The sequence below is a fragment of the Nonomuraea marmarensis genome, from assembly GCF_043197025.1.
Taxonomy (GTDB): Bacteria; Actinomycetota; Actinomycetes; order Streptosporangiales; family Streptosporangiaceae; genus Nonomuraea; species Nonomuraea marmarensis.
Genome location: NZ_JBICRM010000007.1, coordinates 127,166 through 152,288, shown reverse-complemented (window position 1 = coordinate 152,288; position 25,123 = coordinate 127,166). Strand labels below are relative to the sequence as shown.

At 72.4% G+C, this 25,123-nt stretch carries 24 protein-coding genes and 1 riboswitch; of the genes, 9 read left to right on the top strand and 15 right to left on the bottom strand.

Annotation, left to right across the window (positions count from 1 at the left end; genetic code table 11):
- Window positions 1-77 precede the first annotated feature (77 nt).
- Genes ACFLIM_RS13735 through ACFLIM_RS13720 form a run of 4 tightly spaced genes read right to left on the bottom strand, consistent with a single transcriptional unit; the run spans window position 78 to window position 3,091 of the window.
- On the bottom strand, window positions 78-518 hold the full coding sequence (locus tag ACFLIM_RS13735) for an SRPBCC family protein (RefSeq protein WP_393165113.1): 441 nt from the start codon (window positions 516-518) through the stop codon (window positions 78-80).
- A gap of 50 nt (window positions 519-568) precedes the next feature.
- Window positions 569-1,300, bottom strand: coding sequence for an FAD:protein FMN transferase (locus ACFLIM_RS13730; protein ID WP_393165111.1), 732 nt, complete (start codon window positions 1,298-1,300; stop codon window positions 569-571).
- Entirely contained in the window at window positions 1,297-1,725 is a 429-nt protein-coding gene (locus tag ACFLIM_RS13725; protein ID WP_393165506.1) for an FMN-binding protein, read from the bottom strand. The genes ACFLIM_RS13730 and ACFLIM_RS13725 overlap by 4 nt, the downstream gene beginning before the upstream one ends.
- A 19-nt stretch (window positions 1,726-1,744) precedes the next feature.
- Complete coding sequence (locus ACFLIM_RS13720) at window positions 1,745-3,091, bottom strand: ferredoxin reductase family protein (protein WP_393165109.1); 1,347 nt, start codon at window positions 3,089-3,091, stop codon at window positions 1,745-1,747.
- 98 nt (window positions 3,092-3,189) lie between these two features.
- On the opposite strand from ACFLIM_RS13720, the gene ACFLIM_RS13715 reads away from it, so the two are divergent.
- The 3 genes from ACFLIM_RS13715 to asnB all read left to right on the top strand — a co-directional run bounded on the left by ACFLIM_RS13715 (window position 3,190) and on the right by asnB (window position 7,280).
- Window positions 3,190-3,897 (top strand): response regulator transcription factor, encoded by a 708-nt coding sequence (locus ACFLIM_RS13715; RefSeq protein ID WP_393165107.1) that lies wholly within the window; start codon window positions 3,190-3,192, stop codon window positions 3,895-3,897.
- Window positions 3,894-5,363 carry a sensor histidine kinase gene (locus ACFLIM_RS13710; protein WP_393165105.1) on the top strand — a complete coding sequence of 490 codons (1,470 nt, stop codon included), beginning with the start codon at window positions 3,894-3,896 and terminating at the stop codon, window positions 5,361-5,363. The genes ACFLIM_RS13715 and ACFLIM_RS13710 overlap by 4 nt, the downstream gene beginning before the upstream one ends.
- Before the next feature lie 87 nt (window positions 5,364-5,450).
- Window positions 5,451-7,280 (top strand): asparagine synthase (glutamine-hydrolyzing), encoded by a 1,830-nt coding sequence (gene asnB, locus ACFLIM_RS13705; RefSeq protein WP_393165103.1) that lies wholly within the window; start codon window positions 5,451-5,453, stop codon window positions 7,278-7,280.
- Between the two features lie 137 nt (window positions 7,281-7,417).
- On the opposite strand, the gene ACFLIM_RS13700 is transcribed toward asnB, so the two are convergent.
- The 3 genes from ACFLIM_RS13700 to ACFLIM_RS13690 form a co-directional block, all read right to left on the bottom strand.
- Window positions 7,418-7,888, bottom strand: a complete 471-nt coding sequence (locus tag ACFLIM_RS13700) for a PPOX class F420-dependent oxidoreductase (RefSeq protein ID WP_393165101.1) — start codon at window positions 7,886-7,888, stop codon at window positions 7,418-7,420.
- 93 nt (window positions 7,889-7,981) lie between these two features.
- Complete coding sequence (locus tag ACFLIM_RS13695) at window positions 7,982-8,179, bottom strand: hypothetical protein (RefSeq protein WP_393165100.1); 198 nt, start codon at window positions 8,177-8,179, stop codon at window positions 7,982-7,984.
- Window positions 8,180-8,215: 36 nt separating this feature from the next.
- Window positions 8,216-8,998 (bottom strand): SDR family NAD(P)-dependent oxidoreductase, encoded by a 783-nt coding sequence (locus ACFLIM_RS13690; protein ID WP_393165099.1) that lies wholly within the window; start codon window positions 8,996-8,998, stop codon window positions 8,216-8,218.
- Between the two features lie 135 nt (window positions 8,999-9,133).
- Between ACFLIM_RS13690 and ACFLIM_RS13685 the strand changes: the two genes are divergently transcribed.
- The gene (locus ACFLIM_RS13685; RefSeq protein ID WP_393165098.1) at window positions 9,134-9,766 is read left to right on the top strand and encodes a TetR/AcrR family transcriptional regulator; all 633 of its coding nucleotides are present in this window, start codon (window positions 9,134-9,136) and stop codon (window positions 9,764-9,766) included.
- Window positions 9,767-9,868: 102 nt separating this feature from the next.
- Here ACFLIM_RS13685 and ACFLIM_RS13680 read toward each other — a convergent pair whose 3' ends face one another.
- The 3 genes from ACFLIM_RS13680 to cobF form a co-directional block, all read right to left on the bottom strand.
- On the bottom strand, window positions 9,869-10,375 hold the full coding sequence (locus ACFLIM_RS13680) for an NUDIX hydrolase (RefSeq protein WP_393165096.1): 507 nt from the start codon (window positions 10,373-10,375) through the stop codon (window positions 9,869-9,871).
- Between the two features lie 84 nt (window positions 10,376-10,459).
- Window positions 10,460-11,767 carry a sensor histidine kinase gene (locus tag ACFLIM_RS13675; RefSeq protein WP_393165095.1) on the bottom strand — a complete coding sequence of 436 codons (1,308 nt, stop codon included), beginning with the start codon at window positions 11,765-11,767 and terminating at the stop codon, window positions 10,460-10,462.
- Between the two features lie 345 nt (window positions 11,768-12,112).
- Window positions 12,113-12,871 carry a precorrin-6A synthase (deacetylating) gene (cobF, locus tag ACFLIM_RS13670; protein ID WP_393165094.1) on the bottom strand — a complete coding sequence of 253 codons (759 nt, stop codon included), beginning with the start codon at window positions 12,869-12,871 and terminating at the stop codon, window positions 12,113-12,115.
- A 71-nt stretch (window positions 12,872-12,942) separates the two neighbouring features.
- Between cobF and ACFLIM_RS13665 the strand changes: the two genes are divergently transcribed.
- Genes ACFLIM_RS13665 through ACFLIM_RS13650 form a run of 4 tightly spaced genes read left to right on the top strand, consistent with a single transcriptional unit; the run spans window position 12,943 to window position 16,023 of the window.
- The gene (locus tag ACFLIM_RS13665; RefSeq protein WP_393165093.1) at window positions 12,943-13,329 is read left to right on the top strand and encodes a pyridoxamine 5'-phosphate oxidase family protein; all 387 of its coding nucleotides are present in this window, start codon (window positions 12,943-12,945) and stop codon (window positions 13,327-13,329) included.
- Window positions 13,326-14,534, top strand: a complete 1,209-nt coding sequence (cbiE, locus tag ACFLIM_RS13660) for a precorrin-6y C5,15-methyltransferase (decarboxylating) subunit CbiE (RefSeq protein WP_393165091.1) — start codon at window positions 13,326-13,328, stop codon at window positions 14,532-14,534. Before ACFLIM_RS13665 ends, cbiE begins: the two co-directional genes overlap by 4 nt.
- A complete protein-coding gene (cobM, locus tag ACFLIM_RS13655) occupies window positions 14,531-15,286 on the top strand; it encodes a precorrin-4 C(11)-methyltransferase (protein WP_393165090.1) in 756 nt (251 codons plus the stop codon). Before cbiE ends, cobM begins: the two co-directional genes overlap by 4 nt.
- A complete protein-coding gene (locus tag ACFLIM_RS13650) occupies window positions 15,271-16,023 on the top strand; it encodes a cobalt-precorrin-6A reductase (protein ID WP_393165088.1) in 753 nt (250 codons plus the stop codon). Before cobM ends, ACFLIM_RS13650 begins: the two co-directional genes overlap by 16 nt.
- Here ACFLIM_RS13650 and cobJ read toward each other — a convergent pair.
- The 3 genes from cobJ to cobG are packed head-to-tail and all read right to left on the bottom strand — an operon-like array spanning window position 16,014 to window position 19,341.
- Entirely contained in the window at window positions 16,014-17,492 is a 1,479-nt protein-coding gene (cobJ, locus tag ACFLIM_RS13645) for a precorrin-3B C(17)-methyltransferase (RefSeq protein ID WP_393165086.1), read from the bottom strand. The genes ACFLIM_RS13650 and cobJ overlap by 10 nt on opposite strands.
- Before the next feature lie 5 nt (window positions 17,493-17,497).
- The gene (locus ACFLIM_RS13640; RefSeq protein ID WP_393165084.1) at window positions 17,498-18,118 is read right to left on the bottom strand and encodes a precorrin-8X methylmutase; all 621 of its coding nucleotides are present in this window, start codon (window positions 18,116-18,118) and stop codon (window positions 17,498-17,500) included.
- Complete coding sequence (gene cobG / locus ACFLIM_RS13635) at window positions 18,115-19,341, bottom strand: precorrin-3B synthase (RefSeq protein WP_393165082.1); 1,227 nt, start codon at window positions 19,339-19,341, stop codon at window positions 18,115-18,117. Before cobG ends, ACFLIM_RS13640 begins: the two co-directional genes overlap by 4 nt.
- A 12-nt stretch (window positions 19,342-19,353) precedes the next feature.
- A riboswitch (cobalamin riboswitch) is annotated at window positions 19,354-19,561 on the top strand.
- A gap of 31 nt (window positions 19,562-19,592) precedes the next feature.
- Here cobG and cobN point away from each other — a divergent pair.
- Window positions 19,593-23,210 carry a cobaltochelatase subunit CobN gene (gene cobN / locus ACFLIM_RS13630; RefSeq protein WP_393165080.1) on the top strand — a complete coding sequence of 1,206 codons (3,618 nt, stop codon included), beginning with the start codon at window positions 19,593-19,595 and terminating at the stop codon, window positions 23,208-23,210.
- On the opposite strand, the gene ACFLIM_RS13625 is transcribed toward cobN, so the two are convergent.
- Together ACFLIM_RS13625 and cobO are read right to left on the bottom strand one after the other, a co-directional pair.
- Complete coding sequence (locus ACFLIM_RS13625) at window positions 23,165-24,511, bottom strand: cobyrinate a,c-diamide synthase (protein ID WP_393165504.1); 1,347 nt, start codon at window positions 24,509-24,511, stop codon at window positions 23,165-23,167. The two genes, cobN and ACFLIM_RS13625, sit on opposite strands and share 46 nt — an antisense overlap.
- Before the next feature lie 8 nt (window positions 24,512-24,519).
- A complete protein-coding gene (cobO, locus tag ACFLIM_RS13620) occupies window positions 24,520-25,122 on the bottom strand; it encodes a cob(I)yrinic acid a,c-diamide adenosyltransferase (RefSeq protein WP_393165078.1) in 603 nt (200 codons plus the stop codon).
- Window position 25,123: the final 1 nt, after the last annotated feature.

Genomic DNA, 25,123 nt, shown 5'->3' with positions numbered 1-25,123 from the left:
GCGCAAATCAGTCTTTCACTGCCTCAGGCGACAAAACTGAAAGCAACGGCCAGCGGCCCGCCAAGGATCCCCGCTGCTCATAACGTACGAGCACGTTCCGCGAGCACCCCCGCGCGGGCGAGCTGGACCTCCCTGGCCTTGCCGGCGGCATAGCGGAGCAGCGGCCCGAACGTCGCGTGCACCGTCAGCACGTCCTCGACCTCGGTCCCCGCACCGTCGGCGGCCAGCCCGAACCGGTAGTCGAGCCGCACCCCGCCGGGGCTGTCCACCTCCCCCTCGACGCCCTCGGCGGTGCAGCGCAACGTCACTTTGATCAGGTTGTCGTACTTCAGGAAGCCCAGGAACCGGAACCGCTCCACGGACACGAACCGGGTCTCGCCGGGCTCCCGCCGCACGTCCCGCACCTCGACCACGAGCGGCGACAGGCCGACGTAGCTCGACGGCTCGCTCAGATGCGCGAGCACCGCGGACGGCGGGGCGGGCACGTGGAAGACATTGCGCAGCAGGCTCTCCGCCATCGGTTACCTCACAGTCGTAGCTGACCTTCAACCGAGTATGACGCCCGCGATCACCTCCGGACGGTGAGCGCGGCGAAGCCGGAGGTCTGCCACGTGCGGCCGTTCGCGGTCACCGCGAATGCCTCGAGGCCGGGGCTCTCCTCGACCCAGTCGCGGGCGGCCTCACCCATCGCGAACGCCGCGGTCGCGCAGGCGTCGACGGTGGTCAGGCGGGGGCCGACGAGGGTGATGGACAGCAGCGCGGTGGCGGGGAGCCCGGTGTGCGGGTCGAGGATGTGCGGGCCGCGTTCGGCGCTGCCCGAGGTGGCTATGGCCAGGTCGTGGCCGGTGACCACGGTGCAGACGGCGGCGGGCCGCAGGGGGTGGGCGATCCCGATTCGCCACGGGCCGGGATCCGGGCCGAGCTGGATGTCGCCGCCGCCGTTGACGCAGTGGCGGGGTGCGCCCGCCTCGGTCAGCAGCAGGGACGCCTGCTCGATCGCCCAGCCCTTCACCAGGCCGGATGGATCCAGCCGGCCGCCAGGATATGTCGTGAAATATCCGTCGGTTTGTTGCTCGGCCTGCGCGCACAGCGCGAGTACCCGGGCCACCTCGGGCGGGCAGCCCCGCACGCCGAGCTCGCCCCGAGCCAGGCGGCTGATCGCGCTGCCGGGCCGGTAGGTGGAGAAGACCGCGTCCACGTGGTGCAGCCAGGCGACCGCTCGCGCCACCGCGTCATCGGCGTCGTGGCGTACGTCGAAGGAGAAGACGGTGCCCATCGCCCGCTCGACGTGGCGGGTCACAGCCCGGCCCGGTCGATGGCGCTCTGCAGGGAGCGGATGTAGCCGTCGCTGGTATAGCTGGCGCCGGAGACGGAGTCGATCTGGGCGCTCTGGGCCGACATGGTCTCCTGCCGCAGGATGGGCAGCGCCCTGTCGTTGATCTCGATGTCGCGCCGGTTGCCGTCCGGCGATCGCAGCACCTCGATATCAGCGATCTTGCCGTCGGTGACGGTGATCCGCACCTGCACGGGTCCCCAGCGGGTGTCCGCGACGTCCCCGTCGAAGGCGCGATCACCGGCGGGCCGATGGGTCGCGGGGGCCTCGTTCCCAGGATCCTGCGTCTGGGCGATGGCGGCGGGCGGCTGGGCGACGCCCGCGACGTCGTGCGGCTTGAACGACAGCAGCAGCACCAGGCCGATGGCGGTGACGACCACCGCGAGCAGCACCCTGCGCAAGGGACCTCCACTAGAACTCGAACGATTCGTGATGGATCCGGCCTCTGGGCACGCCCGCCGACCGCATCGCCCTGATCGCCGCCTGCGTCATCTCGTGCGGCCCGCACACGTAGACGTCGTGCTCGCGCAGATCGGGCAGCAGGCGTTCGAGCCCCTCGAACAGGTTCTGGGACCTGGGCCCGGCAGAGCAGTAGAGCGTCGCGTCGCCGCGGGCTCTGACGATCTCCTCCAGCTCGTCCTTGAAGAGCAGCTCCGCGGTCGTGCGGGCGCGGTAGAGCAGCGTCACCCGCCCGGGCAGCGTCTCGAACAAGGCACGCAGCGGGGTGATGCCGACGCCGCCCGCGATCAGCAGCGACTTGCCGCTCCGGCCGGGGCGTGCGGTGAAGCCTCCGTACGGGCCCTCGGCGATCACCGGGGTGCCCGGCCGCAGCCCCGTGAGCGCCGCGCTGTGGTCGCCCAGCGCCTTCACCGTGATGCGCAGCCCGCCGGCGTTGGGCGGCGCGGACAGCGAGTACGGGTTGGCCGACCACCACAACCCGCGGGCCAGGAACCGCCAGCGGAAGAACTGGCCGGGCTCGGCACGCAGCCGCCGCAGGCCCCGGCCGGTGAGGTAGATCGAGACGACGCCCGGGGCGTCCGTGCTGACCTGGGACACACGCAGGCGGTGCCGCGCCCACAACCGGACCGGGCCCAGGAAGCGGTACCAGACCAGCAGCGCGGCCACCCCGAGATAGAGGGCGTACCAGGCGAGCTGCGCCAAGCGGTCGCCGGTGAACTGGGCGCCGGTCGCGAGCTGGTGACCGAACGCCAGCCAGGCCGCCAGGTACGTGTAGAAATGCAGGTAGAACCACGTTTCGTAACGCAGCCTGCGGCGCGCGGCGCGGGCCGACACCAGGCCGACCCCGAGGAGGAGCAGCAGGGCCACGGTCGCCTTCAGCACGTCGGGGAAGGACAACACCATGGTGACCGTCTCGTCCACCACGCCGATCCGGTCGGCGACGGCGTACCCCCAGACGATGGTCAGCGCGTGCGCCGTGACGAGCCCGATGACGTACCGGCCGCCCATGGCGTGCCAGCGGGCCAGCCGGTCGCTGCCGACGCCGCGTTCCAGTGCCGGGACTCTGGCCATGAGCCCGAGCAGCACCGCCAGGCCGTACCCTGACAGGAGGCCCGTGACGCGCCCGGCCTCGGTGAGCCAGCCGTCCAGCCCTGACACCGACGGCGTGCCGAGCCACCACAGGGCGATCACCGCGCCCGCGCCCGCCACTATGCCCGCCAGCGGCAACGAGGGCCGGACGCGGCGGCGCGGGCGCGTCGTGACGGCGGCCCGCCGGACGGTACCGTGAGTGGCGGTCATGACGGCCACCGTGTCAGGTCAGTCTCTGCTTTTCCTCTGAACGAGCCCTTCAGAGGATTCTCAGAAAGAGCTCGTATTTCCTGGCCAAGGGGGTGAAGATGAGCACCTTGTCGCGCCCGGACGGCACGCCCATCCGCGTGCTCGTCGTCGACGACGAACCGGACCTCCTGGAGGTGCTGGAGCGGACGCTGTGCCAGGAAGGCTGGCAGGTCCGTGCCGTGGCGAGCGGGGACGCCGCGATTCGCGCGGCCGAGGGGTTCGAGCCGGACGCGGCGATCCTGGACATCATGCTGCCCGACCTGCACGGGCTTGAGCTGATGCGCAGGCTCAGGGAGCGAATGCCCGAGCTGTGTGTGTTGTTCCTGACCGCGCGTGACGCGGTGGAGGACCGGATCGCGGGCATCACGGCGGGCGGCGACGACTACGTGACCAAGCCGTTCAGCCTGGAGGAGGTGCTCGCCCGGTTGCGCGGGCTGCTGCGCCGCGCGGGCATGGCGCGTCCCGGTGACGGCGACCGGCTCGTGGTGGCCGACCTGTCCATGGACGAGGAGGCCAGGGAGGTGAGCAGGGCCGGCACCCCGATCGATCTGACGCCCACCGAGTTCGAGCTGTTGCGCCTGCTCATGTGCAACCCGCGCCGGGTGCTGACCAAGGCGCAGATCCTCGACCACGTCTGGTCCTACGATTTCGGCGGCCAGGCGCACGTGGTCGAGCTCTACATCAGCTATCTGCGCAAGAAGATCGACGCTGGCCGCCGGCCGCTGATCCACACCGTGCGCGGCGTCGGTTACGTGCTCAAGCCGTGAACCTCCTCATGCGGGTCCGCGCAGCAGCCGTGCGCCTGCTGCCGCGTACGCTCAGGGCCCGGCTGATCGCGGGGCTGCTGGTGCTGCTGGCGCTGTCGTGCGCGGCCGTCGGCGTGGCCACGACGCTGGCGATGAACGACTTCCTGGTCAGCCGCGTCGACCAGCAGCTCGACGGGTACGGCGTGCGGTTCGCCACCAGCCTGGAGCACGGCGAGGACACGCGAGGACAGGCGCGCGGCATGTTCGGCGCGCGGCTGGTCGGCGGGCGCGTCACGCAGGCGGCGGTCGTGTCGCAGGAGGGCACCACGCCAGTCGCGCTCAGCCGCGATGACGAGGAGACGCTCGCCGCGCTGCCCGTCGGCCGGTCGCCGCAGACCGTGGACCTGTCCGTCCTGGACGACTACCGGGTCCACGCCGCCCGGGGCCGGGACGGCGATGTCCTGATCACCGGGCTTTCGCTGCAGGGGGTGGAGGAGACGCTGGATCGGCTGGAGCTGTTCGAGCTGGTGATGTTCGGGGGCGCGCTCGGCGTCGCCGGTGTCGCGGGCGCGTTGTGGGTGCGGCTTTCGCTGCGTCCGCTGCAACGCATCGCCGTGACCGCCCGCAAGGTGAGCGAGCTGCCCCTGGCCAGCGGCGAGGTGACCCTGGCCGAACGCGTGCCCGACACCGACCCGCGAACCGAGACGGGCCAGGTCGGGGCCGCGTTCAACCGCATGCTGGGCCACGTGGAGGCCGCTCTCGGCCGCAGGCACGCCGTCGAGCAGCGGCTGCGCGCCTTCGCCGCCGACGCCAGCCACGAGCTGCGCACGCCGCTCGCGGCGATCCGCGGGCACGCCGAGCTCGCGCTGCGCGGCCGCGGGTCCATGTCAGACGATGTACGGCATGCGCTGAGCAGGATCGACGCCGAGTCCGGACGGATGAGCGAGCTGGTCGACGAACTGCTCCTGCTGGTCCGGCTGGACGAGGGACGGCCGCTGGCCAGGGAGGAGGTCGACCTGACCCGCCTGGCCATCGAGGCCACGGGCGACGCGCGGGCCGCCGCGCCCGGCCACCACTGGCGGCTGGAGCTGCCGGAGGATCCCGTCACGGTGACCGGCGACCCGCTCCGGCTGCACCAGGTGATCGCGAACCTGCTGAGCAACGCCCGCGTCCACACGCCGGAGGGGACCACGGTCACCGTGGCCGTCCGGCGGTTGCCGGCCGAGGTGGAGGTCAGCGTCAGGGACGACGGTCCCGGAATACCGGCCGAGCTGCAGGAGGAGATCTTCGAGCGGTTCTCCCGCGCGGACCCGGGCCGGTCACGCGCCACCGGAGGGGCCGGGCTCGGCCTGGCGATCGTCCGGGCCGTGATGGCCGCCCACGGCGGTTCGGTGGACGTGCGCAGTCGTCCGGGCCGGACGGAGTTCCGGCTGCTCCTGCCGGCTGATCTACCCAGATCCCCAAAACGCGATATATGTCACAGTTAGCAATATTTCGGGATATATCGCCTAAACCGGGCATCTTAAGGGGTCGGAGACATCGGGGGAGCCGATATGTGTGGCATTTGCGGATGGGTGGACTTCGAGAGGGACCTGCGGGACGCGAGGGAGACCGCGCAGGCCATGACGGACACGATGGCCTGCCGGGGCCCCGACGACGAAGGGCTCTGGACGGGGCCGCACGCCGCCATCGGCCACCGCAGGCTCGCCATCATCGACCTCGCGGGGGGCCGGCAGCCGATGGTCGCCGACGAGGACGGGCGGCAGCCGGCCGTCCTCACGTACAGCGGAGAGGTGTACAACTACCGCGAGTTGCGCGCGGAACTGGCCGCTCGCGGGCACCGCTTCCGCACCCAGAGTGACACCGAGGTCGTCCTGCGCGCCTACGTCGAGTGGGGCGAGGACCTGGCCGAGCACCTGAACGGCATGTACGCCTTCGCCGTCTGGGACGCCCGGCGCGAGGAACTGCTCCTGGTCCGCGACCGCATGGGCATCAAACCGCTGTACTTCTACCCGACGCCGCACGGCGTGCTGTTCGGCTCGGAGCCCAAGGCGATCCTGGCCAACCCGCTCGCCCAGCGGGTGGTCGACGCCGACGGGCTGCGCGAGATGATGGCGTTCGTCAAGACGCCGGAGCACGGGATCTTCAGGGGCATGTACGAGGTGCGCCCCGGCCAGCTCGTCCGGGTGAACCGCGAGGGGGTCCGCAAGCGCCGCTATTGGCAGCTGGAGTCCCACGAGCACCCGGACGACGTCGACTTCACGGTCAAGACGGTGCGCGGCCTGCTGGACGACATCGTCGCCCGCCAGCTCATCAGCGACGTGCCGCTGTGCACGCTGCTGTCCGGGGGCCTCGACTCCAGCACGATCACCGCGCTGGCCGCGAAGGACCTGCGGGAGCAGCATCTGGGCACGGTCCGCTCGTTCGCCGTCGACTTCGCCGGCTACACCGAGCACTTCAAACCCGATCTCACCCGTTCGACGCCCGACGCGCCGTACGTACACGAGCTGGCCGGCCACGTCGGCGCCGAGCACACCGACATCGTGCTCGACTCGGCGGAGCTGATGGACCCGGCCGTGCGCGCCGCCGTGTTGCGCGCCCGCGACCTGCCGATCGGCATCGGGGACATGGACAGCTCGCTGTACCTGCTGTTCAAGGCGATCAGGGGGCACTCCACGGTGGCGCTGTCCGGGGAGTCGGCCGACGAGGTCTTCGGCGGCTACCGGTGGTTCCACGACCCCGAGTCGGTCGGGGCCGGCACCTTCCCGTGGCTGGCCGGCGGCCACTTCGCCGACCACGCCGGGGTGGAGAAGATCCTCATCGACGAGGTGGAACGCGTCCTCGACGTCCCCGGCTACCAGGACGATCGCTACCGCCAGGCGCTCGACGAGGTGCCCAGGCTGCGCGGCGAGACGGGGCACGAGCGGCGGATGCGGGAGGTCAGCTACCTGCACCTCACCCGGTTCGTACAGATCCTGCTCGACCGCAAGGACCGGATGAGCATGGCCGTCGGGCTGGAGGTCCGGGTGCCGTTCTGCGACCACCGGCTGGTGGAGTACGTCTTCAACGCCCCCTGGGCGATCAAGACCTTCGACGGGCGGGAGAAGAGCCTGCTGCGCGCCGCCGCCGCGGACCTGTTGCCCGAGAACATCCTCCAGCGCGTCAAGAGCCCCTACCCGGCCACCCAGGACCCGTCCTACGAGCAGGTGCTGCGCGACCAGGCGCGGGCGCTGATCGAGCGGGACGACCTGCCCTACACCCAGCTGATCGACCTGGACAAGGCGCGCGCGGTCATCGACCAGCCCGTGGGCGATTCCAGCGCCCTGTCCACCCGCGCCTCGCTGGAGCGGCTGCTGCAGCTCGACGCGTGGCTCAGGGAGTACCGGGTCCAGCTCGCCATCTGAGCCGCCGGGCTCGGTGTGGCCTGGCTGAGCGGGGAACTGTGGTTGTCGATCGCCGCGATGGTCGTGCCGGTGCTGGTCGCGCTGCCGTCCCTGCTGGCCGTGCCCGCCGTCGGAAGCCGCATAGCTGAACGTGGCCGTCACTGTCCGGACATCAGGCGCGCGGGGAAGCCGCCGGTCGCGATGGGGCCCCAGCGGTCGATGTGGAGGCGGATCAGCGACTTGTCCTGGCGTCGCATGGCGGCACGGTATTCGTCCCAGTCGGGGTGCTCACCGGCGATGCACCGGTAGTACTCCACGAGCGCGTCGACGGCATCGGGCATGTCGAGCACCTCGGCGTGCCCGTCGACCTGGACATACGGGCCGTTCCAGTCGTCGGACAACACGCAGATCGACGCCCGCTCGTCCCGGCGGGCGTTGCGCGCCTTGGCGCGGTCGGGGTAGGTGGAGACCACGATCCGGCCGCCCTCGTCAACTCCGCAGGAGACCGGCGAGAGTTGCGGCCGCCCGTCCGTACGGGTGGTCGACAGCAGGCCGTGGTGCCTGGGGCGGAGGAAATCGAGCAGTTCGGGGAGGTCGACGTGGCGGGCGGTCGCGATGTTCGGAGCCATCTCATGTGCCTTTCGGTCATATTGAGGTCCGATCCTTTCATCCCGCGAAGCCACGACCGAGCCCGCCCGGCGGCTCGGCCACGCCGTGAACCGTCACACGCCTCGTTCGAGATAGTCGGCTGCCTGCCGCTGTCCGTACCACTGAGCCCAGCCGAGCGGAGTGGCTCCGAACGCCGGGTCGGTGGCGGTTTCCCAGAGGTATTCCTCGTCGGTCAGCCCTTCCAGCCGGGTGCGCAGGCGCTGCCAGGCGAAGTCGGAAAGGTCCAGCAGGTTGTCCAGGAGCGTGGCCATGGACAGCACGCTACGCGGGGCCACGGACGGAATCGCTCAGATCTGCGGCAGGGCGCCGCCGTCGATGATCCATTCGGCGCCGGCGACCTGGCCGGAGAGAGGGGAGATGAGATAGGCGATGACGCGGGCGATCTCCTCGGATTCCGCGATGCGCCGGGTCAGCGACGGACGGTGACTGGTGAGGATCTGGTCGATCGCGCCGTCCACGTCCGTGCCGAGCGCCGCGGCGATCTGGTCGCCGAACGCGCCCGGCCGCTCGAACAGCCCGGTCCGGGTCATCCCGGGGACCACGACGTTCGAACGTACGCCCCGTGGGGTGAACTCGGTGGCCAGCGACTTGGACAGGGACAGCAGGGCCAGCTTCGCCGCGGCGTAGTCGGGGTTGAAGATCGAGGCCAGCCGGGCCGATTCGCTGCCCACGTGGACCATGCTGCCGCCGTCGCCCTCGAGGAGAGCGGGCAATGCGGCCTTGCTCATCCGGCGCGCGGCATGGAAGTTGAGCTGGAAGATGTCCAGCCACTGCTCCTCGGTGATCGACAGGAAGCCGTCGCGCAGGTGCAGCCCGCCCGCGTTGTTGACCAGCCCGTCGATCCGGCCGTACCGCTCCATCACGGTCTCGACGACGCGCGGTGCGCTGGCGGCGTCGGTGAGGTCGGCGGCGATCGCGCTGCCCTCCTTGCCGAGCCCGGACTCGACCGGTTGGCGGGCGACGCCCACGACCACGGCCCCTTCCGCTGAGAGCAGCTCGGCGGTGGCCAGTCCGATGCCACCGGAGGCGCCGGTGACGATGACGACCTTGTCCTCGAGGTGCAGATCCATGATGTGACTCCTTGCGGCGAGATTCGGCGGAGCAGATCAAGCAGTCGATCAAACGAAAGCATCTGCTGTCGTATGAAGCGATAGTGGTTGCTGTCGTATGCTTCTGTCAAATGCCGCCGAGCGACCGGAGGACGCGTGCGTACCTGGGCCGAGAACGACCCCAAGGCGCGCCTGATGGCGCGCAAACGCGCCGCGATCATCACCGCGGCGCTGGACGCCTTTCTGGAGGAGGGGTACGCGGGCAGCTCCGTCAACCGCATCGCCGCGAGCGCCGGCGTGTCGATCACGACGCTGTACCGGCACTTCGACAGCAAGGACGACCTCTTCGTCGCCGTCATCCAGGACGCCTGCAGCACCTCGCCACAGCAGGCGGACCCGGCCTGGCTGGAGCTGCCCCCGCTGGAAGGGCTGACCGAGGCGGGTCGCGAACTCCTGCGCCACATCCTGTCCGAGCTGCAGATGGCGCTGTTCCGGGTGGTGGTCCGGGACGCGCAGCGGTTCCCCGAGCTGGGGCGCCGCTACCAGCAGGAGATCATCGGCAACCGCGTCGCCCTGTTCACCCGGCACCTGTCCGGCTGGCCGGCCGAGCTGCGCGCCAAGGTCACCGACCCCGCGCGGGCCGCGCACGTGTTCGCGGCCCTCCTGCAGGCGCAGATCCATGACACGGCGCTGCTGGGCGGCCCCACTCCGGACGAGGCCGCCATCCGGGCGCGCGCCCGCCAGTCCGCAGCCGACCTGCTGGCCCTGGCCGAGTCGGACCGCCTCTGAAGGGCGTGCTGATCGACCGGTTCGACGCGCGGCGGGTACGTGCTGCAGGGGCTGGGTTTCGCCGCGTAGGTCGCCGCACCGGGAGCCTGACCAGCCGAAGCGTCATGGGGCGGTTATTCCGGCCGACGAGCCGACGACGTGTGCCCGCATGGTGATCCCGTCGGCCAGCAGAGCCCGGTCGATCTCCGCGCGGCCGAACGACGCCACCCCGGCGTCGGTGAGGATCTGGAGATCGGTGGAGTGCAACGGCAGCTCGCCGACGCGCACCTGCCGCACCCCCGCGACGTTGTGACCCTCGAATCCCGCTGGTACGGCCACCGGCTCCGCGGCCAGGAAGGCGAACATCACCAGGTGGTAGTCGCCCTCCGCCCACTTGCCGAGAAACTCGTAGACCGCGAAGAGCCTGAGCCGGCCCACCCGGCAACCGGTCTCCTCCCACACCTCGCGGCGCGCGGTCTCCTCCGCCGTCTCCCCACGCTCGATCCCGCCGCCCGGCAGCAGCCAGCTCCCCGCGTAGGGACCCTTCGTCTGGTGCACGAAGGTGACGGTCCCTTCGGGTCCGGGAACCACGGCGAGCGCGCTGGGCAGCACCCCCACGTAACGACTCACCACCATCTCCTCTCCGTTCAGCACTCGGTCACACGCCGAACTCACGGTGCCACGCTCTCTGACAGGGCACCACCGGCGATGGGATCAACCGCCGGAGGGGTCCTGACAGCGGCTCATCAGCGGCATTCGCAGCACGAACCTGGCCCCCCGCGGCGAGTCCTCGACCTGGAGGGTGCCATGGTGATTGCGGGCGATGTCGCGGGAGATGGCCAGGCCGAGCCCGCTCCCTTGGGGGTCGCGGCGGCGGCCGTCGTCCAGGCGGACGAAGCGCTCGAAGATGCGCTCCCGGTTGGCGGGGGCGATGCCGGGGCCGTCGTCCGTCACCGTGACGACTGCCTGATCCTCGACCCGCTCGACGGTGGTCTCGATCGAGGCGTCCGCGTGCCGCTGCGCGTTGGTCAGCAGGTTGTCCAGCACGCGGATGAGCTGCATCCGGGAGCCGCAGATCACGAGTCCGGGCGGCGCGCTGACGCTCATCGGCACGCGGTGGGCCACGGTCGCCACCTCGGCGACGACCAGCTCGCCCAGGTCGATCGGCTCGGGAGGCGCGGGGTCGGCGGCGCGGAGGCGGGCGAGCAGCAGCAGGTCGTTGACGATCGCCTCCAGCCGGTCGGTGGCGGACAGCGCGGTTTCGATCGTCTCCCGGGGATCGACGTCGTCGGGATATCGCAGCGCCTCCTCCAGTTGCGTACGCAGCCCGGCGATCGGGCTCCGCAGCTCGTGGGAGGTCGTCGAGGCGAACGAGCGCTGCTGCTCCACCGCGCTCTCGAGGCGGGCGAGGGTCTCGTTGGCGGTGGTGCTGAGTTGCGCGATCTCGTCGCGGCCGGGCGGGATGGGCACCCGCAGGCTCAGGTCGCTCACCGTGATCTCCGAGATCCGGGCCCGGATCGCCTCGACGGGGCGCAGCGTGCGTCCCACCAGCACCCACGTCGTCCAGGCCGCGATGACGACGATCAGGCCGATTCCCCCGGCGATGAGGTATTCGAGGCGGTGCGTGGACAGGACGGCGGGCTCGGGAAGGCCGGCGTACACGACGCCCGCGTCCGGCGCCGGGGTCAGGCGGATGGCCATCAGCACGATGCAGGGGGCGTGCCCCATGCACTCGATGTACCTCTGGAACCGGTCGTCAGCAGGAGGCCGGAAGTGGCTGAGCGGGACGGTGGCGGAGGCCATCCTGCTGGAGTCCACGACCCGCAGGTGCGAGTCGACGATCTGGACGAGTTCGACGGGCTCGTAGGCGGGAATCCGGTGCGGGACGAAGCCGTTGCGGGCCGCCGCGCTCCACTGGCTCGCCACCCGTTCGGCCAGGTCGAAGGATTCCGCCTGAACCCGGTAACGGATCGTCAGGTCCAGCGTCGCGCCGAGCAACCCCAGGATGATGAGCGAGAACACGGCCGCGACCGCCGTGTATCGCGCTCGGATGGAGTGTGGCCGTGGCAGTGGTGACACTCTCGTCCCCTCCCCCCGTCGGCTCCGTCCGGGGCCCCCGCGCATCCCCCGATGCGCCAAATCACCACTTTAGGTTGTGTAAAGGCCGCATCATGTACCTAAAGGGCCGATAAGGGATTATTTCGCCAAACCACTAGACGTTCGTGACCGTTCCTTTCCCTGCGCCCCTCTGATACGGCCTAAAGGTCAAGAGCGCTCCTTCAAGTCATGGCGGGGTGGAGATCTCTCGGAATCGCGATGCCGGCGTCAGTGCCATGTGGTGTGGAGCGGGATCCAGGGCCGTGTGCCTCAGCGATCGGCGGGGTCAGTGCGGCGCAGCAGGTAGGTGTCCATGATCCAGCCCTTGCGGGTACGGGCCTCGGCGCGCAGCCGGCGGATGCGGTCGCCGACGTCGGCCACAGGCCCGGACACGAGGATCTCGTCGGGGGTGCCGAGGTAGGCGCCCCAGTAGATGTGGAAGTCGTCGAGGCCGGCGAAGGAGCAGTGGGCGTCGAGCATGACGAGCAGGTCGTCCGCGGTGGCGCCCTGCTCGGCCAGGCGGCGGCCGGTGGTGAGGTGCACGGGCCGGCCGACCTGGGTGAGACTGGTACGGTGCCGGGCGGTCAGAGCGGCCACGCTGCTGATCCCCGGGATCACCTCGTAGTCGAACGTGACGTTCCCGCGCTCCAGGATCTCCTCGACGATGGCCAGCGTGCTGTCGTACACGCCGGGGTCGCCCCACACCAGGAACGCCCCGGTCTGCCCCTCGGCCAGCTCCTCGGCGATGAGCGCCTCGCAGGCCAGCGCGCGCCGCGCGCGCCAGTCCTCGACGGCCGCGGTGTAGCCGGGGGCGCTCCGGTCCCGTTCGGGGTCGCGGGCCTCGGCGATGCGGTACGGCGGGCGGCCGTGCTCCTGGATCAGGTCCTGCCGGAGCTGGACCAGCTCGTGCTTGACCTCGCCCTTGTCGACGACGAAGAACACGTCGGTGGCGGCGATGGCTTTGGCCGCCTGCAGGGTGAGATGGTCGGGATCCCCGGCGCCGATGCCGATGATGAGTAGCCGCTTCACTCGAAAGAGTGTAGGCACCAGGACAGAGCGGTCGATATACGATGTCGCTCGCAAATCACCCAAGGAGGACAGTGAACCTGGTCGAGCAGGGCGACGCGTTCGCCGCGTTCTGGCAGGAGCGGCACCTGTGCACGCTCGCCACCGTGCGTCCCGACGGGCCGCCGCACGTGGTGCCGGTGGGAGCGACCCTGGACCTGGCGACCGCCACCGCCCGGGTGATCACCTCCGGGTCGTCGTACAAGGCGCGGCTCGTCGGCGCGTCCGGCGCGCTGGTGGCGCTCTGCCAGGTGGACGGCCGCCGCTGGTCCACGCTGGAGGGCCGGGCGGTGCTGCGTACCGAACCCGAGCAGGTCGCCGAGGCCGAGCGCCGCTACGCCGCCCGCTACAAGCCGCCCCGCCCGAACCCGTCCAGGGTGGTCCTGGAAATCCAGGTGACGCGCGTGCTGGGCAACGTGTGATCACCGTCGTCGGCATCGGCGCGGACGGCTGGGACGGGCTGGCCGCCGACTCGCGGCGGGCGCTGGAGGCCGCGGACGTGCTCATGGGCGCGCCCAGGCAGCTCGCCCTCGTGCCCGCGTCCGCCGCCGAGCGGGTGTCCTGGCCGTCGCCGCTGCTCCCCGCGTTGCCGGGGCTCATGGAGCGGTACGCCGGCCGCGAGGTGTGCGTGCTGGCCAGCGGCGATCCGATGTTCTACGGCATCGGCTCCACGCTGGTGGGGCTCGTCGGCGCTGCCAGGATCAAGGTGTTGCCGCATCTGTCGTCGTTGTCGCTGGCGTGTGCCAGGCTCGGCTGGCCGGTCGAGCAGGTGGACGTGGTCAGCCTCGTCGGCCGCCCGCCAGCCGCGCTGAACGCCGCGATCCTGCCCGGCCGGCGGGTCATCGTGCTCGGCGCCGGCCGGGACGCCCCGGCTCTCGTGGCCGGGCTACTGTCCGGGCTCGGATACGGCCCGAGCCCGATGACGGTCCTGTCAGACCTGGGCGCGGGGTCGGAGTCCGTCCTGACGGGAACGGCCGGGACGTGGGCGGGCGCCGCGCCGTCCGCGTTGAACGTGATCGCCGTCGAGTGCGTCGCCGGACCCGAGGCCGAGCCGCTCGCGCGGGTTCCCGGGCTGCCCGACGCGGCGTTCGAGCACGACGGGCAGCTCACCAAGCGGGAGGTCCGGGCGGTCAGCCTGTCGCGACTCGCGCCGTTGCCCGGAGAACTCCTGTGGGATGTGGGGGCGGGAGCGGGCAGCATCGCCATCGAGTGGATGCGTGGCCACCCGTCGTGCGCGGCCGTGGCGATCGAGTGCAGGGCCGATCGGGCCGCCGCGATCCGGCGCAACGCCGACGCGCTCGGAGTGCCTTCGCTGCGCGTCGTCGCGGGGAAGGCGCCGGCGGCGCTGGACGGCCTGCCCGCGCCGGACGCGGTGTTCGTCGGCGGCGGCGCCACCGCGCCCGGGCTGCTGGAGCACTGCTGGGCGGTGCTGCGGCCGGGCGGCCGGCTCGTGGTGAACGCCGTCACCCTGGAGTCCGAGGCCGTCATCGCCGAGTGGTACGCCCGGCTCGGCGGCGACCTGGTCCGCCTGGCCGTGCAGCGGGCATCGCCGGTCGGGTCGTTCACCGGATGGCGGGCCGCGATGCCGGTGACCGTGTGGTCGGTCACCAGGAAGGATGTGCCGTGACCGTGTACTTCGTCGGGGCCGGCCCCGGCGCCGCCGACCTGATCACGCTGCGCGGGCTGCGGCGGCTGGAGTCGTCGCCGGTGTGCCTGTACGCGGGCTCGCTGGTGCCGCGTGAGCTGCTCGACTCCTGCCCGGTGGGGGCCAGGCTGGTGGACACCGCGAACCTGACGCTCGACGAGATCGTCGCCGAGCTGCTCGCCGCCCACGCGAAGGGCCTGGACGTGGCGCGGCTGCACTCGGGCGACCCCTCGGTGTTCAGCGCGGTGGCCGAGCAGATGCGCAGGCTGGACGCGCTCGGCGTGCCGTACGAGGTGGTGCCCGGCGTGCCCGCGTTCGCGGCGGCGGCGGCCTCGCTGGGCAGGGAGCTGACCGTGCCCGGGGTCGGTCAGACGATCATCCTGACCCGCACGTCGGCGCGGGCCACGCCGATGCCCGAAGGGGAGGACCTGACCACCCTGGGCGCCGGCCGGGCCACGATGGTGCTGCATCTGGCCGTGCAGCGGATCGACGCGGTGGTGGCCGAGCTGCTGCCCTCGTACGGTCCCGACTGCCCGGTCGCGGTGGTGGCGCGGGCCAGCAGGGCCGACGAGGTGATCCTGCGCGGAACGCTGGCGGACATCGCCGGGCAGGTCCGGGCGGCCGGGATCCGCCGTACCGCGGTGATCGTCGTCGGGCGGGTGTTGTCGGCGTCGGAGTTCCCCGACAGCCACCTCTACAGTGCGGAACGGACCCGGGCGTGCGACGGGTCCTGATCCTGGGCGGCACGGCCGAGGCGCGGGCGCTGGCCGCCGAGCTGAACGGTCAAGGCGTGCACGTGGTGTCGTCGCTGGCCGGGCGGGTGACCAACCCGCGGCTGCCGGTCGGCGAGGTGCGCGAGGGCGGGTTCGGCGGGCCGGACGGGCTGGCCGCCTGGCTGGCCGCCGAGCGGATCGACGCCGTGGTGGACGCCACGCATCCGTTCGCGGCGCGGATGACCGCCTCGGCGGCCGAGGCCGCGAGACGCACCGGTGTGCCGCTGCTGGTGCTGCGGCGGCCCGGCTGGCGGGAGGGGCCGGGTGACGCCTGGCAGCGGGTCGGCTCCCTGGAGGCCGCCGCCACCCGGCTGACCGAGGGGACCTGGAGCGCCACGGCCGGGCCGGTGCGGGTGTTCCTGACGACCGGACGCAGGAGCCTGCCGGTCTTCACCGGGCTGGCCGGGGTGTGGCTGCTGGCCAGGTCGGTCGATCCACCCGAACCGCCCATCCCGGCCAACGTGCACGTGCTGCTCGATCGCGGGCCGTACACGGTGGCGGGCGAGCGCGCCCTCATCCGCGAGCACCGCCTGGACGTGCTGGTCACCAAGGACAGCGGCGGCCGGATGACCACCGCCAAGCTCGTCGCGGCCCGCGAGCTGGGCCTGCCGGTGATCATGGTGGACCGGCCGCCGCTGCCGTCCGGCGTCCGCCTCGTGACCACCGTGGACGCGGCGGCGGCCTGGGTTCAGGGGTAGCGGCGCGGGGTGTAGACGGTTCCGCGATCGGTGACGCGGGTCGTCGAGGAGCCGACGATCAGCAGGCAGCGCATGTCCACTTGAGCCGGGTCCAGCTCGCCGAGCGTGGTGACGGTGACGCTCTCCTCCGCGCCGCCGACGTCACGCCCGATCACCACCGGAGTGGCCGCGTCGCGGTGCTCCAGCAGCACGTCACGGGCGGCGGCGAGCTGCCAGGTACGGCTGCGCGAGGCCGGGTTGTACAGCGCCAGCACCAGGTCCGCCCGGGCCGCGGCGGCCAGCCGGCCGGCCACCACCTCCCACGGCTTGAGCAGGTCGGACAGCGACAACACGCAGTAGTCGTGGCCGAGCGGCGCGCCGACCCGGCCGGCCACCGCCTGGGCGGCGGTCAGCCCGGGGACGATCCGCACCGGCACGTCGGGGAAGTCGGCCGCCGCTTCGAGCACGGCGCTGGCCATGGCGAACACGCCCGGATCGCCGGAGGACACCACGGCCACCCGCGCCCCTTCGCGGGCCAGCTCCAGCGCGTGCCTGGCCCGTTCCGCCTCGACCCGGTTGTCGGTACGGTGGCGGCGCTGGCGCGGGTTCGGCGCCACCCGGTCCACGTACGGGCCGTACCCGACCAGGTCGGTGGCCGCGGCCAGCGCCTCCTGCGCCTCGGGCGTGAGCCACGGCCGTCCGGCGGGGCCCAGGCCCACCACGGCCACCTCTCCGGCGGACTCGGCGGGCGGGGGAGCGGGCACGAAGGTGCGCTCGGCCGGGCTGGTGAGCAGGGCCAGCGAGAAGTACGGCACGCCGTCGGCGTCCACGTCCTTGAGCGGCGCGACCCGTTCGGCGCCCATGGTGGCGCGCTCGACGTACCAGGCGTCGTCGAGCCGCCCGGCCTCGGCGAGGGCGTCGCGGACCTTCTCGAACGTCCTGCCCAGCTTGAGCACCGCCGCCGAGTCGGTGCCGCGCAGCCGCTCGGCCAGCACCTCGGCGGGCAGGGTGCCGGGCAGCACGGTGAGCACCTCGTCCCGCTCCACCAGCGGGCGGCCCAGCACGGCGGAGGCGGCGCTGACGGAGGTGACGCCGGGCACCACCTCGGTCGGGTAGCGGTGGGCGAGCCGCTTGTGCATGTGCATGTAGGAGCCGTAGAACAGCGGGTCGCCCTCGCTCAGCACGACCACGGTCCGGCCCGCGTCCAGGTGGGCGGCCAGCCGCTCGGCGCAGTCGGCGTAGAAGTCGTCGAGCGCGCCCTGGTAGCCGCCCGGATGGTCGGTGGTCTCCGTGGTCAACGGGTAGAGCAGCAGCTCCTCGACCTGCCCTTCGCGCATGTACGGCAACGCGATGGAACGAGCGATGCTGCGGCCGTGCCTGGCGGCGTGGTAGGCGATCACGTCGGCCTCGCCGATCAGCCGGGCCGTCTTGACCGTGACCAGCTCCGGGTCACCGGGACCGAGTCCCACCCCGTACAGCCGTCCTGTCATCGCCATCACTCCGTCTCGCTCGCGATGGCGTTGACCGCCGCCGCCGTCATCGCACTGCCGCCGCGACGGCCGTGCACCACCAGGTACTCCAGATCGCTGTCCGCCAGCGCCCGCTTGGACTCGGCCGCGCCGATGAACCCCACGGGGATGCCGAGCACCGCCGCGGGCCTGCCCGCGCCTTCCGCGACCAGTTCGAGCAGCCGGAACAAGGCGGTCGGCGCGTTGCCGATGGCCACCACGGAGCCGTCCAGCCGGTCGCGCCACAGTTCGAGCGCGGCGGCGCTGCGGGTGGTGCCGAGCCGTCCGGCCAGCTCGGGCACGCCGGGCTCGCCCAGCGTGCACACCACCTCGTTGCCGGCGGGCAGCCTGCGCCTGGTCACGCCGGAGGCGACCATCATGGCGTCGCACAGCACGGGCGCGCCCCGGCGCAGCGCCTCCCGGGCCCCGGCCACCACTGAAGGGGACCAGTCCAGGTCGGCCACGAGGTCGGTCATGCCGCAGGCGTGGATCATCCGCACCACAACCTGGGCAACCTCGGGAGGTATCCCGGTGAGGTCGGTCTCGGCGCGGATGGTCGCGAACGAGCGCCGGTAGATCTCGGCGCCGTCGCGGATGTAGTCGGTCACTGCTGCCTTTCCTGGTATCCCTCTTCGGTGGCGATCAGCTGTACGACCTGGCCGCGCGGCAATCCGCAGCGCCGTTCGCAACCCGCCCAGTGCACGGGCGTCTTCGGCGGGCCGTCCAGGGTCGCCACCCAGCGCCGCGCGTCGGCCTGGACGTCGGCCAGCGCCTTGGCGCAGCCCGGACGGCCGGTGCAGGCGGTCACGCCCACCCACGGCGAGGCCGGATCGCTCACCAGCCCGGCCGCGTCGAGCGCCCGCGCCGCGCGGTCCGCATCCGCGGGGGAGAGGTCCAGCAGCACGACGGTCCGCCACGGCGTCAGTCGGAGGATCCCGGCGCTGTCGGCGAGCGCCTGCGCCTGGGCGGCGGACAGCCGGCCGAGCGCCACCACGACCTCCAGCGCCATGCGGCCGTCCCGCTGCGCGCTGAACCCCGCCGCCTGCCTCGCCCGCCCACCCCGCGCTCCCCGCGCATGCCCATCCGGTTGGGCGACGACCCCGGCTCGTTGCGTCGTCGGGGCCGGGAGGGCCGGTGCGGTCGCGACGCTGCGCAGGCGGGCGGCGATCCGGGCCGGTCCGTCGGCCAGCTCCCTGATCCGCCACGCGGCGCCGCCATCGGCGTCCTCTCGCTCGTCGAGAAACGCTTCGGCAGCGGCGATCATGAGGCTGACCACGGTCTCCGGACCGGCGGGCACCCCGGCATCGGCGCCCGCCAGCAGCAGCCCGCGACCGGCCGCGAACGTGACGTCCGCGCCGAGCCCGGCCACCTCCCCCGTGCCGTCGTCCAGCGCGAACAGGAAGCGGCCCGGCAGCTCGGCCAGCCGTGGGCGCGTGCACAACTCCCGGTCCAGCGCCCGTACCAGCGGCTGCGGGTCGAGCAGCCCCGCCGGGCCGCGGCCGCCGAGCGGTGAGGCGACGATGTTGCGCACCCGTTCGTGGGCGGCCGACGGCAGCAGGCCCGCGGCGGCGATCCGCTCGGCGAAGGCGGCCGGCGATCGTAACCCGCGCACCTGGACGTTGGCCCTGGAGGTCAGCTCGATCTCCCCCGAGCCCAGCTCCGCGGCGCAGGCGGCCAGCTCGCGCAGCTGGGCGGGCGAGATCGCGCCGCCGGGCAGGCGGACCCGGGCCAGCGGGCCGTCGGCGGCTTCGTGTACCTGTAGCGCTCCCGGACAGGCGTCGGGGCGCTCACGTCCGGAAAAGTCGGCTCCGGAAACATCAGGTATGGACACGAAGAGGATGGTAACGCCAGTTCTTACGGAGGTCGCTCCTGCCGTAGGCTCCTGGGTAGGCGATGGCAAAGGGAGGAAGCCGGTGCGAAACCGGCGCGGTCCCGCCACTGTGACCGGGGAGCGAACCCCACCGCAGGCCACTGCCCGGCGACGGGTGGGAAGGCCGGGGTGAGTGGTGATCCGGGAGCCAGGAGACTCCTGCCGTCGTGACACCCGCGACCGGGGCGAGGACCCCGAGGGAGGATTGCGTCGTGCCTGGCGACAGCCGTACCGTCCTGCTGCTTTCGACCTCCGACACCGACCTGCTGAGCGCTCGCGCCGGCGGCGCCGCCTACCGGCTGGGCAACCCCGCCAGGCTGGGCGTCGAGGACCTGCCCGCCCTGCTGGAGGGCACCGACCTGGTGGTGGTACGCCTGCTCGGCGGCCGGCGCGCCTGGGAGGAGGGGCTCGACGCGCTGCTGGCCGGGCCCCGGCCCGTGGTGGTGCTGGGTGGGGAGCAGGCGCCGGACGCCGAGCTGATGGAGTTGTCCACGGTGAGCGGCGGCGTCTGCGCGGAGGCGCACGCGTATCTGGCGCACGGGGGACCGGCCAACCTGGACGAGCTGCACGCGTTCCTGTCCGACACCGTCCTGCTGACCGGGCACGGGTTCGCCCCGCCTGCGCCCGCGCCCTCGTGGGGACGGTCGCAGCGCGTCGCGCGGCGGCAGGACGGGCCGGTGATCGGGGTGCTGTACTACCGGGCGCACCACATGGCGGGCAATACCGCCTTCGTCGAGACGCTCTGCGCCGCGATCGAGGACGCGGGCGGGCAGGCGCTGCCCGTCTTCTGCTCCTCGCTGCGGACGGCCGAGCCCGAGCTGCTCGACACGCTACGCGAAACGGACGCGCTGGTGGTCACGGTGCTGGCGGCGGGCGGCTCCCGTCCCGCCACCGCGGGCGCGGGCGGTGACGACGAGGCGTGGGACGTGGGCGCGCTGGCCGCGCTGGACGTGCCGATCCTGCAGGGCCTCTGCCTGACCACCTCCAAACAGGCGTGGGAGGAGAACGACGACGGCCTCTCACCGCTGGACGCCGCCTCCCAGGTGGCGATCCCCGAGTTCGACGGCCGGATCATCACGGTGCCGTTCTCGTTCAAGGAGATCGACCCGGACGGGCTGACCGTCTACGTCGCCGACGCCGAGCGAGCCGCCCGGGTGGCGGGCATCGCGGTACGCCACGGCCTGCTGCGGCACACTCCGCCTCAGGAACGCCGCCTGGTCGTGATGTTGTCGGCGTACCCGACCAAGCACTCGCGGGTGGGCAACGCGGTCGGCCTGGACACCCCCGCCAGCACCGTACGGCTGCTGGCCCGGCTCGCCGAGGCCGGCTACGACCTGGGCGACGGCTTTCCCGGCGTGGCCGAGCAGGACGGCGACGCGCTCATCCACGCACTGATCGCGGCCGGCGGCCAAGACCAGGACTGGCTGACCGAGGAACATCTCGCGGGCAATCCGGTACGCATCTCCGCCGCGTCCTACGAGCAGTGGTACCGCACGCTGCCCGGGGACCTGCGCGCCGGCATGGAGCGGCACTGGGGACCGCCGCCGGGCGAGCTGTTCGTGCACGAGGGCGACATCGTGCTGGCCGCGTTACGGGCCGGGAACCTGGTGGTGATGGTGCAGCCGCCACGCGGCTTCGGCGAGAACCCGATCGCCATCTACCACGACCCCGACCTGCCGCCCAGCCACCACTACCTGGCCGCCTACCGCTGGTTGTCGGCCGAGTTCGGCGCGCACGCGATGGTGCACGTGGGCAAGCACGGCAACCTGGAGTGGCTGCCGGGCAAGTCGGCGGGCATGTCCGCCGCGTGCGGCACCGACGCCGCCATCGGCGACCTGCCGCTGGTCTACCCCTTCCTGGTGAACGACCCTGGCGAGGGCACGCAGGCCAAGCGGCGGGCGCACGCCGTGCTGGTGGACCACATGGTGCCGCCGATGGCGCGGGCGGAGACGTACGGGGACATCGCCCGGCTGGAGCAGCTCCTGGACGAGCACGCCACGATCGCCGCCATGGACCCGGCCAAGCTGCCCGCGATCAGGGCGCAGATCTGGACGCTGATCCAGGCCGCCCGGCTCGATCACGACCTCGGGCTGGCGGACCGGCCGCATGACACCGAGTTCGACGACTTCATCCTGCACGTGGACGGCTGGTTGTGCGAGGTCAAGGACGCGCAGATCCGCGACGGCCTGCACGTGCTCGGCCAGGCGCCGGTCGGCCAGGTCAGGGTGGACCTGGTGCTGGCGATGTTGCGGGCCCGGCAGTTGTGGTCGGGCCGTGAGACCCTGCCCGGCCTGCGCGAGGCTCTCGGCCTGGCCGAAGACGGCACGGCGGGCCTGGCCAGCGTGGATCGCGCCGAGGCGACCGCCCGCGCCCTGGTGGAGGCCATGGAGGAACGAGGCTGGCCGGTGGACGCCGCGCCACAGGTCGCCCGTGCCCTGCTCGTGAACGGCACTGAGCCGATCGAGGCGTCAGACGCCAGGGTGGAGCTCGTGACGCGGGTCCTCGCCTTCGCCGCCGCCGAGATGGTCCCGCGGCTGGCCCGTACCACCGACGAGCTCGACCACGTCCTGCACGCCCTGGACGGCGGCTACGTCCCCGCCGGGCCCAGCGGCTCACCGCTGCGCGGCCTGGTCAACGTGCTGCCGACCGGCCGTAACTTCTACTCCGTCGACCCCCGCGCGGTCCCCAGCAGGCTGGCCTGGGAGACCGGCCAGGCGATGGCCGATTCGCTGCTGGAGCGCTACCGCGCCGACACGGGCGAGTGGCCGCGTTCGGTGGGCCTGTCCGTCTGGGGCACCAGCGCCATGCGCACGGCGGGCGACGACGTGGCCGAGGTGCTGGCCCTGCTCGGGATCCGCCCCGAGTGGGACGAGGCCTCCCGCCGGGTCACGAACCTGGAGCCGATCCCGCTCACCGAGCTGGGCCGGCCCAGGATCGACGTCACGGTACGCATCAGCGGCTTCTTCCGCGACGCCTTCCCGCACGTGGTGGCCATGCTCGATGACGCCGTACGGCTGGCCGCCGGGCTGGCCGAGCCGTACGAGGACAACTATGTGCGCGCCCACGTCGCCGCGACGGGCGGCGGCGAGCGCCAGGCGACGATGCGGATCTTCGGTTCCGCGCCGGGCGCCTACGGGGCCGGGCTGCTGCCGCTGATCGACAGCCGGAACTGGCGTGACGACGCCGACCTGGCCGAGGTGTACGCGGTGTGGGGCGGCTTCGCCTACGGCCGCGACCTCGACGGCGTCGCCGCGCGCCCGCAGATGGAGGACGCCTACCGCAGGATCGCCGTGGCCGCCAAGAACGTCGACACCCGCGAGCACGACATCGCCGACTCCGACGACTACTTCCAGTACCACGGCGGCATGATCGCCACCGTCCGGGCGTTGACCGGCAAGGCCCCGGCCGCCTACGTCGGCGACAGCACCCGTCCGGACGCGGTGCGTACCCGGACGTTGTCGGAGGAGACCTCGCGGATCTTCCGCGCCAGGGTGATCAACCCGCGCTGGCTGGCGGCGATGCGCCGCCACGGCTACAAGGGCGCCTTCGAGCTGGCCGCCACCGTCGACTACCTGTTCGGCTACGACGCCACCACCGGCGTGGTCGCCGACTGGATGTACGACAAGCTCACCGAGACGTACGTGCTGGACCCCGAGAACCAGGCGTTCATGGCCGAGTCGAACCCGTGGGCGCTGCACGGCATCGCCGAACGCCTGCTGGAGGCGGCCGAGCGCGGCATGTGGCAGCAGCCCGACCCGGACGTCCTGCGCGGCCTGCGGGAGGTCTACCTCAAGACCGAGGGCGATCTGGAGGACGACACCAGCCGCTGAGCCAGCCGAGGCTGCCCGGCCCAGTGCAGGTGCAGGTAGGAGGCGGTGAGCCGGGCGTCGCCGTACCCGTCGGCGCCGCCCTGCCAGCGGAACAGCGGTTCGCCCGCGTATTCGACGGCGGTGCGGTGGAACTCGTGCCCCCGGTGGCGTTCGCCCGGACGGGTCAGTGGCGAGCGGGCCAGGGCGACCGCGTCGCGGTAGCCGAGTGTGAGTCTCGGCGTCATGCGCGCCCGGCCCGGCACCCGCCCGCACATCGGCCGCCCGTCCAGCTCCTCGCACAGGTAGAGCAGGCCGGCGCACTCGGCCGCGATCGGCCCGCCGAACGCGGCGACCTGCTCGCGTAGCCGCTCGTTGGCGGCCAGCTCGGCAGCGTACATCTCGGGGAAGCCGCCGCCGATGACCAGCGCGGCGGTGCCGTCCGGCAGTCCCTCGTCACGCAGCGGGTCGAACACCGCGATGTCCGCCCCGGCCGCGCGCAGCAGCTCCACATGCTCGGCATAACCGAAGGTGAACGCCGCCCCGCCCGCGACCGCCACCACTGGCACCGCACCCCCGCTCCCGGCTCTCGCGGGCTCGGGGGCGACGGCGAGTGCGGCGTCCGGGGTCCAGGCGGTGGCGGGCAGTGCGGGGGCCGAGCGCGCCAGCCGTACCAGCCCGTCGAGGTCGCACGAGCGAGCCACCAGCGCGGCCAGCCGGTCCACCGCGGCCACCGCCTCCGCCTCCCGCTCGGCGGCGGGCACCAATCCCAGATGCCGGGAAGGGGTGGCCACGGCGTCGTCGCGGCGGATCGCGCCCAGCACCGGCACGCCCGCCGCGGCCAGCGCCGCCCGGCACAACTCCTCGTGCCGGTCGGACCCCACCCGGTTCAGCACCACGCCGCCCACCCGCACCCGCGGGTCGAACGTGGCGAACCCGTGCACCACCGCCGCCACCGACCTGCTCTGCCGCGCCGCGTCCACGACCAGCACCACCGGCGCGTCCAGCAGCCGGGCCACGTGGGCGGTCGAGGCGAAGTCCGTCTCTCCCTTGCCGTCGAACAGCCCCATCACGCCCTCGATCACGGCGAGATCGCATCCGGCGGCGCCGTGCAGGAAGAGCGGCGCCACGCGTTCCTCGCCGGTCAGCCACGGGTCCAGGTTGCGACCGGGGCGCCCGGTGGCCAGCGCGTGATAACCGGGATCGATGTAGTCGGGCCCCACCTTGTGCGGCGAGACCTTCAGCCCGCGTGCCCGCAGTGCCGCCATCAGCCCGGTCGCCACCGTCGTCTTGCCGCTGCCCGATGACGGCGCCGCGACGACCAGCCGGGGGACTACCACTCGATGCCCTTCTGTCCCTTCTGGCCGGCGTCCATGGGATGGCGCACTTTGCCCATCTCCGTCACCAGATCGGCGACCTCGATCAGCCGCTCAGGCGCGTCCCTACCGGTGATCACCACGTGCTGGTTGCCCGGGCGCGCAGTGAGCGCGTCCAGCACGTCGTCCAGCTCCAGCCAGCCCCACTTCAGCGGGTACGTGAACTCGTCCAGCACATAGAACCGGTACGTCTCGGCCAGCAGATCCCGCTTGATCTGCTCCCAGCCCTCACGTGCGTCGGCCGCGTGATCCTCCTCGGTCCCCGGACGCTGGATCCACGACCAGCCTTCACCCATCTTGTGCCAGGTCACCGAGCCGCCCTCGCCCGTCTCACCGAGCACCTTGAGCGCGCGCTCCTCACCGATGCGCCACTTGGCCGACTTCACGAACTGGAACACCCCGACCGGCCAGCCCTGGTTCCAGGCCCGCAACGCCATCCCGAACGCGGCCGTGGACTTGCCCTTGCCGGGGCCGGTGTGGACGATCAGCAGCGGCCTGGTGCGGCGCTGCCGGGTGGTGAGGCCGTCATCGGGCACGACGGCGGGCTTTCCCTGCGGCATG